At 61.3% G+C, this 9073-nt stretch carries 12 protein-coding genes; 1 reads left to right on the plus strand and 11 read right to left on the minus strand.

Annotation, left to right across the window (positions count from 1 at the left end; translation table 11 throughout):
* From B3849_RS03725 to B3849_RS03735, 3 genes are all read right to left on the minus strand, one after another.
* On the minus strand, positions 1 to 515 hold a 515-nt coding region (locus B3849_RS03725; protein ID WP_286779830.1), incomplete at its 3' end, for a glutaredoxin.
* A 7-nt stretch (positions 516 to 522) separates the two neighbouring features.
* A complete protein-coding gene (locus tag B3849_RS03730) occupies positions 523 to 999 on the minus strand; it encodes a DUF305 domain-containing protein (protein WP_009826428.1) in 477 nt (158 codons plus the stop codon).
* 143 nt (positions 1000 to 1142) lie between these two features.
* Positions 1143 to 1640 (minus strand): lactoylglutathione lyase family protein, encoded by a 498-nt coding sequence (locus B3849_RS03735; protein WP_005852172.1) that lies wholly within the window; start codon positions 1638 to 1640, stop codon positions 1143 to 1145.
* A gap of 93 nt (positions 1641 to 1733) precedes the next feature.
* On the opposite strand from B3849_RS03735, the gene B3849_RS03740 reads away from it, so the two are divergent.
* Entirely contained in the window at positions 1734 to 2618 is an 885-nt protein-coding gene (locus tag B3849_RS03740; RefSeq protein WP_278424738.1) for a LysR family transcriptional regulator, read from the plus strand.
* Positions 2619 to 2638: 20 nt separating this feature from the next.
* Here B3849_RS03740 and B3849_RS03745 read toward each other — a convergent pair whose 3' ends face one another.
* From B3849_RS03745 to B3849_RS03780, 8 genes are all read right to left on the minus strand, one after another.
* Positions 2639 to 3046 carry a universal stress protein gene (locus tag B3849_RS03745; protein ID WP_037963283.1) on the minus strand — a complete coding sequence of 136 codons (408 nt, stop codon included), beginning with the start codon at positions 3044 to 3046 and terminating at the stop codon, positions 2639 to 2641.
* 87 nt (positions 3047 to 3133) lie between these two features.
* A complete protein-coding gene (gene fnrL / locus B3849_RS03750) occupies positions 3134 to 3886 on the minus strand; it encodes a transcriptional regulator FnrL (RefSeq protein ID WP_278375698.1) in 753 nt (250 codons plus the stop codon).
* A gap of 48 nt (positions 3887 to 3934) precedes the next feature.
* On the minus strand, positions 3935 to 5110 hold the full coding sequence (gene kynU / locus B3849_RS03755; RefSeq protein ID WP_278424737.1) for a kynureninase: 1176 nt from the start codon (positions 5108 to 5110) through the stop codon (positions 3935 to 3937).
* 11 nt (positions 5111 to 5121) lie between these two features.
* Positions 5122 to 5952, minus strand: a complete 831-nt coding sequence (locus B3849_RS03760; RefSeq protein WP_278424736.1) for a tryptophan 2,3-dioxygenase — start codon at positions 5950 to 5952, stop codon at positions 5122 to 5124.
* Positions 5949 to 6719 (minus strand): GntR family transcriptional regulator, encoded by a 771-nt coding sequence (locus tag B3849_RS03765; RefSeq protein WP_278424735.1) that lies wholly within the window; start codon positions 6717 to 6719, stop codon positions 5949 to 5951. Before B3849_RS03765 ends, B3849_RS03760 begins: the two co-directional genes overlap by 4 nt.
* A gap of 107 nt (positions 6720 to 6826) precedes the next feature.
* Complete coding sequence (locus B3849_RS03770; protein WP_286779831.1) at positions 6827 to 7786, minus strand: 2-hydroxyacid dehydrogenase; 960 nt, start codon at positions 7784 to 7786, stop codon at positions 6827 to 6829.
* Positions 7787 to 7789: 3 nt separating this feature from the next.
* Positions 7790 to 7951, minus strand: a complete 162-nt coding sequence (locus B3849_RS03775) for a hypothetical protein (protein ID WP_005852160.1) — start codon at positions 7949 to 7951, stop codon at positions 7790 to 7792.
* 12 nt (positions 7952 to 7963) lie between these two features.
* Positions 7964 to 9073, minus strand: a 1110-nt coding sequence (locus B3849_RS03780) for an amidase (RefSeq protein WP_286779832.1), incomplete at its 5' end; no start/stop codon positions are given.

Below are 9073 nucleotides of genomic sequence, written 5' to 3' on the forward strand. Positions count from 1 at the left end.
CCGAACGGGTAGACCTTGCCGTAGGGCACCCAGCGTTTTGCCAGCAGGTCATAGTTCAGGAACATGGTCGAGAAACTCTCGATATCCTGCAATTTCTGCACGGCGAGGAAACACATGGAGATCGAAATAAACCACTGGAACGCCTGCACCGTAAAGATGCTTTCGAAGGCAAACCACGACAGGCCAAGCGCCATCAGAAAGGCGACCGAAAAGATGGCGATCACCGGCTGGTACGACGTGTCAGATTGCTGATCCTTGGGTTTGTCCAAGCCAAAATAGACCCGCAGATCGTCATAGCCGCCGATCCGTTCCCCGCCGATAAAGCTCTGCGGCGTCGTTTCGACATCATGCTCCGCCTTGAACGCGTCTGTCTCTTCGCGCGTTGTCAGGTGGTGATCCTCGACCTCGAAGCCCTGACGCTCCAGCAGGTCTTTCGATTTCAGACCGTAGGGACAGGTATGGTCAGGCATCACCATACGGTAGAGTTTTGCCGGTTGTGTCTGCTGTTGCGTCATTGCGTCCTCACTTCCCGTCGATTTCTGGTGTTGCTGCCGGCCCGCCTTCAAGATCCGCGATCAGGGCCTTCATCTCGTCGATCTCAAGCCGTTGCGCTTCGATGATATCGTCCGCCAGCTTGCGCACCCGCGGGTCCGAGATATTGGCACGCTCGCTCGTCAGGATCGCAATGGAATGGTGCGGGATCATCGCACGCATCCACGCCGTATCATCGACCGTGGACTGGCTGCGCACCAGAAAAAGCGACACCGCAAAAACCAGCGCGCTGCCTGCAAAAATCGCGATATTCACGCCACGGTTGCTGTACATCCCCAGCATAAACGCCAACATGATGACCGCCATCACCGCGCCCATATACAGCGCCATATAGCTGCGGGTTTCGCTAAAGAACACGTGATCGATTGCGTAGGTGTTCAGATACATTAAGCCGAACATCACCACGGTAGAGGTGATGATCATTGCAAAGAAGCGCCAGTATGACATGAGAAGACCTTTCGTGATGTTGCTATGACAACAAAACCGCCTTCCCGCGCAGGAGGGTTCCCGCCGACCTGCAATATTTGACATAATTTGTCCTTATGACTGCGGGCGAAAGCCCTGCCCTCGCCCGCAGAACAGACTTGAGATTAGCTATAGGCACCGGCGGAATAGGTCAGCTCGTAGCTGTGGCTGTACAGCTCGAATACGATGCCAAAGGGGTCTTCGACATAGACCATGCGATAGGGTTTATCGTCGGGGAAGTATTCGCGCACCGGCATCCGCTGCTTGCCCCCTGCCGCGACAATCTTGGCCAGCAGGTCTTCGAGGTTGGGATCCTGAATGGCGAAATGGAACGTGCCGTGCTGGCGGAAATTCAGCGGGTCTGCGGGCGCGTGGTTGCCGTCAAATTCAAACAGCTCGATCCCGATACGGTCTGCCGTGGCAAGATGCGCGATACGCAGGCGGCCCCAGCCTTCGCCAAAGACATCGGTACACATCTGCCCGATATCGCTGCCGTCTTCGACAATCTCTGTCGGTTGCATGATAACGTAAAACCCCAGCACGTCGGCGTAGAATTTTACGGCTTGGTCCAGATCCGGCACGGAAAGCCCGATATGAGAGAAACTGCGTGGTGTCGGTGTCATGGTCTATCCTTTGTTCTGTGATACCCCGTGATTTAGGTGGACCGCGCGCAAACATAAAATTATCATATGGAATTAAATTGATAACTTTATGGAATGATCCGCGTGCTAAACGCCTCATGGCTCGAAACCTTCACCACCCTATGTGACATCGGGCATTTCACCCGCACCGCAGACCGGTTGGCCATGACCCAGCCGGGGGTGTCGCAGCATATCCGCAAGCTGGAACAACAGGTCGGCCAGCCGTTGATCCTGCGCGAGGGAAAGTCGTTCACCCTCACCCCCGCCGGAGAAGAGCTGCTGTCGATCGGGCGTGCCCGCCGGACAGAGGAGCGCGCCTTGCGCGAAAGGATGCAGCGCGATGATCCCTTGTCAGGCACGGTCAGGATAGGGTGTTCTGGCAGTTTTGCGTTGCGGCTGTATCCGTATCTGATCGCGCGGATGCAGGAGGCCCCGAAGCTCAGGATGCACCTCAGCGCCGCGCCGCAGGCGCGTATACTGGCGGATATACTGGCAGGGACGCTTGATCTGGGCGTGGTGACCGCGGTGCCCGATATGCCCCGCGTTCAGGCTACGCCCCTGTCGCAAGAGGAACTTTGCCTCGTGCTGCCCGCCACCTTTAACGCGGCGGATCTGACCCTGCAGAGGCTTGATGACTTGGGGTTCATCGCGCATCCCGATGGCAATGCCTATGCCGATGATCTTCTCGGGCGCAACTTTGATGACTACCGCGGGGCAGAGCATTTGCGGCTGCGCAGTTTTATCAACCAGATCGGGCAAATCCCCCTGCCCGTGGCCCAAGGGCTGGGCTATACCATCCTGCCGCGATCAGGGGTGGAGGGGTTTGCGCACCGCGACGCACTGGCGGTGCATACCCTGCCCCAACGACGGTTTCACGACCTATGGCTGATCGCACGTAAAGACCGCGCCGCATTCGCCCGTGTCGCTGCCACCGCCGACGGCATACTTGGGCTGCAATAGCGCGTTGGCAGTGCCCCGACCTATCTGACCACATGCACCGCGCATTTGGCGTGACGCACCACATATTGCGCGACCGACCCCAGCAGGATGTCAGACAACGCGGGCTGATGCGACGCGATCACGATACAGTCGGTCCCGTTTTCCTCGGCCCAACGTGTCGCCCGTGGCCCGGCGCGCCCGTCCGCAATCGCTGTCGCGGCCCCCGGCACGCTTAGCGCCAGCGCATCCAGCCGCGCCTGTACCGCCTCGCGGGTGGAGGTCACGATGTCGGTGGGGATGTATTCGGCGACATAGACCGGCACCGCCTCTATCACGTGCAGCAGGGTCAATCTGGCGTCCGGTGCCGCCAGCGCCTGCGCCGCATCAAAAGCGGTCTGGGTGATCTCGGGGGTCTCGAAAACAACGGGGATCAGGATATTCTTGTACATGCTGCGCTCTCCTATGAAGGTGCAGACAGGGAATGCCTTGGGGCGCCCTGCGTCGTTGATACAGATCAAATCAAAGGGAATATTTCCCTAGTCGCAATCATCGCCCGAGGCCGCATGCAGCGCGTCCACATCGGCCACGCGGAAACGGCGACGGTCGACAAAGCTCAGGATACCCTCTTTCTTCATCGCGCCAAGCTGGCGGCTGACCGTTTCAAGCGTGAGCCCCAGATAGTTGGCGATCTCGTACCGTGTGAGAGGCAAGACCAGCTCTTGCCCAAGGGTATCCGCATTGGCCAATTGCTGCCGCCGCGCCAGCATTTCAATGAAGGTCGCGATCTTTTCGCGCGCGGTTTTGCGCCCGAGCAAGAGCATCCAGTCACGCGCCGCGTCCAGTTCATCGAGGGCCATCTCCATCAGCCGTTGGGCGATATGCGGTGTGGTTTCGATCAGCGCCTCGAAGGGTTTGCGCTGGAAGCAGCACAGCGTCACATCGGTAACGGCGACCACATCGAAATCAATCGCCGCGCGGCCCGGACGGCCGATGAAATCCGACGGGAAAAGCAGCCCCACCATCTGGGTGCGCCCGTCCTCCATCGTTTTGCCAAGGCTCGCGACGCCCGACACGACCGACGCAACATAGGTCAGCCCGTCGCCCCGCCAGAGCATCGGATCACCCGCCCTGAACGACCGATAGGTCTTGATTTGCTCCAGCATCAGCAGTTCATCATCATCGCACCGCGCACAAACGGCGCGGTGGCGGATCGGGCATTCACTGCATTTCGGGCGCGACTGAAGATCAAGCATGGCGCGATCATAGCGTTCATTCGCGCGGACCACCATCACCAAGACGCACCGCCACCGCGCTGTGTCCCGATGTCGCTTGCCCCTTCAGGTCACGTCGCGCTTCTGGTGATACTCGGGCCGGTCCCAACTGCGGGTCGCAAGGATGTCGGCAAGGATGTCGACCGCGCCGCGCACGTCACCTTCGTCGATGTACAAGGGCGTGAAGCCAAAGCGCATGATGTCAGGCGCGCGGAAATCACCGATCACGTCGCGTGCGATCAACGCCTGCATCACGGCATACCCGTTCTTTGACGCGAAAGACACCTGACTGCCGCGCTGGTTTGCATCCCGTGGGCTGGCGAGCACAAGCTCGGGGCATTTTTCTTCGACCAGCGCGATGAATAGCTCACCGAGCGCGACAGACCTCTCCCGCAGCTCGGCCATATCCACCTCGTCCCAAAGCCCAAGCGCATGTTCCAGCGCGGTCATCTGGATCACGGGGGGCGTGCCGACGCGCATGCGTTCGATGCCCGCAGCGGGGCGGTATCCGGTCTCGAAGGCGAAGGGCGCGTCATGGCCCAGCCATCCGGCCAAAGCGGGCTGGATGTCCGCGACGATATCGAGGCGCGCATAGATGAACGCAGGGGCCCCCGGCCCGCCGTTGAGGTATTTATAGGTGCAGCCGACGGCGAATTCCGCGTTGCAGGCGGCCACATCGACGGGCACCGCGCCTGCGCTATGGGCCAGATCCCACAGCATCACCGCCCCTGCCCCATGGGCCGCCGCGGTCACTTGCGCCATGTCATGCATGCGGCCCGTGCGGTAGTCGACTTGGGTGATCATCGCGACAGCCACGTCATTTGTCATGGCGCTGGCGACATCCTCGGGGGCGACAATGCGCAGATCGTAGCCTTGCCCCAACTGCTGGATCAGCCCCTCGGCCATATACAGGTCCGACGGGAAGTTGCCGCTGTCCGACAGGATCACCCGCCGGTCGGGGCGCATCTTGAGAGCGGCAGACAGGGCCTGAAACACTTTCACCGACAGCGTGTCGCCCATGGTGACCGTGCCCTCGGGTGCGCCGATCAGGCGGGCAATGCGGTTGCCGACACGTGCGGGCTGCGCCATCCAGCCGTCAAGGTTCCAGCCCTTGATCAGATGCGCGCCCCATTGCGCCTGCACCACATCCTGCACTTTTTCGGCCGTCCCCACAGGCAGCGGCCCAAGCGAGTTTCCATCAAGGTAGATCATGCCCTCGGGCAGGGAAAAGCGGTCTTTCATCGGCAATCGGGTCACAGGGCACCTCGTACGTTCCAGAGTTCGGGAAAAAGTTCGACCTCGAGCATCCGGCGCAGGTATTTCACCCCCGACGTGCCGCCCGTGCCGCGTTTGAAGCCGATGATGCGTTCCACCGTGGTCACATGGTTGAAACGCCAGCGGCGGAAGTAGTCTTCGAGATCGACGAGCTTTTCGGCCAGCTCGTACAGCTGCCAATGGGCGCGCGGGTCTTGGTAGACGCGCACCCATGCCTGCATCACCTCGTCATCCGCCGCATGAGGCGTGTCCATCGCATAGGCTTGCGGGTCAAAGCTTTGCCCCGTTGCCTCTGCCAGCAGATCAAGCGCCACATGGTAGAGCGATTTTGTACCCAGTTCCTGCGTCAGCATGTGGTGCAGTTCGGGGCGGTGTTCATGCACTTTCATCATCGCGCGGTTGCGGTTGCCGAGGATGAATTCGATCAGCCGGTATTGATGCGACTGAAACCCCGAGGACGCGCCAAGGTCGTCGCGAAAATCGCTGTATTCACTGGGAGTCATCGTGCGCAGCACATCCCACGCGCTGTTGAGCTGTTCAAAAATGCGCGCCACACGGGTCAGCATCTTCATCGCCGGCGCAAAACCACCCGCCGCGAGATGGGTGCGTGCAGATGACAGCTCGTGCAGGCACAGGCGCATCCATAGCTCTGAGGTCTGATGCTGGATGATGAACAGCATCTCGTCATGGGCGTCGGATTTGCAGTTCTGCGCCCCGAGGATCGGGTCGAGCGACAGGTAATCGGTATAGGACATATCCTTGGCAAAGGACATTTGCGCCCCTTCGTCAGCGGGGTTGTAGCCGGTCATGCGGGGTGCTCCGATTGGGGGCCGAGGGTTCTTGCAAAGGGTGAATGGGCCGGCATCAGCGTCGAAAGCTCCTCGAAGGCGGCGATGCTCAGGCCGGTGTGATGGCGAAAGGCCGCAAGCGCCGCCGCCGGATCATGATCAACTGCTGCCTGATAGAGCGCGCGATGCGGCTCTAGCGCCATACCGGCAGAGAATACCTCTGCCGCTTTGGCCGCCAGCGGGGGCGCGCTTTGGGTCAGATCGCGCAGGCCCGCCTGAATAAAACAGTGGTAGCGTCCCAACTGGTCCTGCAACTGCCCCGCAAACCGCGCCATCCAATCAGAGCGCGCCCCCGCCACCAATGCCTGATGAAAGGCCAGATGCCGCCGTGTCCATTGTGCCAGTGCCTCGTCATTATGGATCACCGACGGCACGGGCGTTTGCGACAGGTGGTGATAGGCACCGATCACCCCTGCCTCCCACGCGTCATCGGCGTGGCTGACGGAATGGGCCAGCATCGCGCCTTCGATGGCATCGCGGCTGCGTTCCAGATCCAGAAGATCGGCACGGGTCAACGGGGTGACGCAAAAGCCCTTGTTATGCTCGGGCACGACAAGCTGTTCAGCCGCCAGCCGGTTCAGACATTCGCGCAGCGGCGTCAGGCCGATGGCATAGCGTTCCGACAGGGCCGGTAGGCGCAGCGCCATGCCCGGTGGCAGATCCAGCGACAGGATATCATGGCGCAGCCGGTCGAATAGAATGTCCGATTTCGATTGCCGAAGTGTCATGATGCGCCCCTTTCGAAACACACCATGACAAATAAATACGATCATGTAAATCGTATACGATTTTTTTTGACGTAGGTCCGCATTGAGTTCTTCGGACCGTTTCTAGACTAGAGCGCGTTCGGTGGAGACTCTCCACGGAAGAACGAGTCAAGATTATCCAGCGCCTTGAACCCCATCGCATCGCGTGTCTGCACCGTGGCGCTGCCCACATGGGGCATCATCATCACGTTGTCATAAGACGCGAAGGCCGGATTGCCCCCCGGTTCGGTGACAAAGCAATCCAGCCCCGCCGCCCCGATATGCCCCGCATCCAGAGCGTCGACCAAAGCGGCCTCGTCGATCAGATTGCCGCGGGCCGTGTTGACCAGAACCGCCCCTTTGGGCAGCTGCGCCAAACGGTCGGCGTTCATCAGCCCGACCGTCTCGGGCGTCGCGGGGCAATGGAGCGACAGGAAGTCGGACACGGCCAGCAGGCTTTCCAGCGTCTCGTGATAGATCGCGCCCGCTTCATCCTCGGGCGAAAGACGGCTGCGGTTGTGATAGTGGATCTCCATGTCAAAGCCGCGCGCCTTGCGGGCAAAGGCACGGCCCACACCGCCCATCCCCACGATCCCCAGCCGCGCACCGGTCAGCTGTTTGCCCACCAGAAAGGCCGGCGACCAGAAATCCCATGTGCCGGACCGTACAGTCCGGTCCCCCGCGACCGCATTGCGCGCAGCCCCCAGCATCAGCATCATCGCCAGCTCTGCCGTGGCGTCCGACAGCACATCGGGCGTGTTGGTGACGACAATCCCCTTGCCCCGCAGCGCGTCCAGATCGCAATGATCCACCCCGACCGAATGGTTCGCGACGATTTTCAGCCGCGGGTCGAGCTGCGCCACCACATCTGCGCTGAAATGTTCGGAGTGGCATGGGATGATTCCGTCGACGGATGCGCTCATCCTGATGATATCCTCGGCGCTGCCGGGGGTGTCGGCGGCATCCCAGATCACCTCGTAGTCGCGGCGGGCGCGTTCCAGCGTGGCATTCGACAGGGTGCGGGTGATCCAGATCACGGGTTTGGACATCGGCTAGTCTTTCTTGTTGCGACTGGAGGTGAACAGATCAAAGGCGATGAACGCCAGCGTGATCGCCACAATGATCACAAGATCAGGGCTAGGCACCTTGACGGCCAGGATCAGCAGAAAGGTGGTGATGGTCGCAAAGGCCACAAGTGCGAGAAGTCGGTTCATATCAGATATCCTTTATGCAGAGGCACCGGCGGCCCAGTCGGTCAGCCATTGTGCCGTGCGTAGCAACCGCGCGTCATTGTGGCGTGCGCCGACCAGTTGGACGCCCATGGGCAGCCCTTCGGTCGAGGTGAAAAGCGGCAGGTTGATGCAGGGCGTGCCGCAGAAGGTCCACAGCCCGTTGAACACCGGATCGCCCGTGGTTTCCAATCCTTTGGGGGCGGGACCGGGGGCCGAGGGGCACAGGATCACATCGCAGCGGGTGAACATCTCGTCCAGCGCGGCGTTCAGCACCTTGGGCATGTCGCGGGCCGACAGGTAGTCGCGGGCAGGCACGGCGTTGCCTTGCTCTATCGCGTCGCGGGTGATCGGCCCCAGCGTGTCCGCGCCCCGGTGCCAATAGGGGTAGTAGTGATAGGACATCTCGGCCAGATTGATCAGCTTGCGCTGGTCTGCTGCCGTGTCGAACACCGCTGGCAACGGAAGCTCGAACGCCTGATCGCCAAGCGCGTCCATCAGCTCGGCAAAGGCCTCATGCAGTTGCGGCTCCGCATCCTCCCATCCCGGCGGGCGGATGAAGCCGAACACGGGCGGCAGCGGCGGGGCCGAGGTCGCCGCCGCATGTAAGGCGGGCGCGGCGCAAAGCGTGGTCGCGCTGTCTTCGTCATCCTGCCCGAAAAGCACCTCGGCCAGAAGTGCTGCCCCTGCGGGATCGCTGGCAAAGACCCCGATCGTATCAAGCGAGGGCGATTGCGTCAGCACCCCCCGCCGCGGGATCGCGCCGAAGGTGGGTTTATATCCGGTCACCCCGCAGAAGGACGCCGGGCGGATCACCGACCCGCCGGTCTGGGTGCCGATGGCAAGCGGGACCATCCCGTCCGCCACCGCCGCGGCAGAGCCTTGCGACGATCCGCCGGGCGTATGCGCCAGATTATGCGGGTTCACTGTCTTGCCGGGCTGCATGAAGGCAAGCTCGGTCGTGACCGTCTTGCCCATCAGGATCGCCCCTTCCTTGCGCAGCCTCTCTACCACAAAAGCGTCGCGCAGGGGCACGCGCCCCGCATCCTGCGCGCAGCCGTTTTCCGTGGGAATGCGTTGGGTGTCGATCACGTCCTTCAGCGCGAG

Source organism: Sulfitobacter sp. UBA4523 (assembly GCF_002388305.1).
Classification (GTDB): Bacteria; Pseudomonadota; Alphaproteobacteria; order Rhodobacterales; family Rhodobacteraceae; genus Sulfitobacter; species Sulfitobacter pontiacus.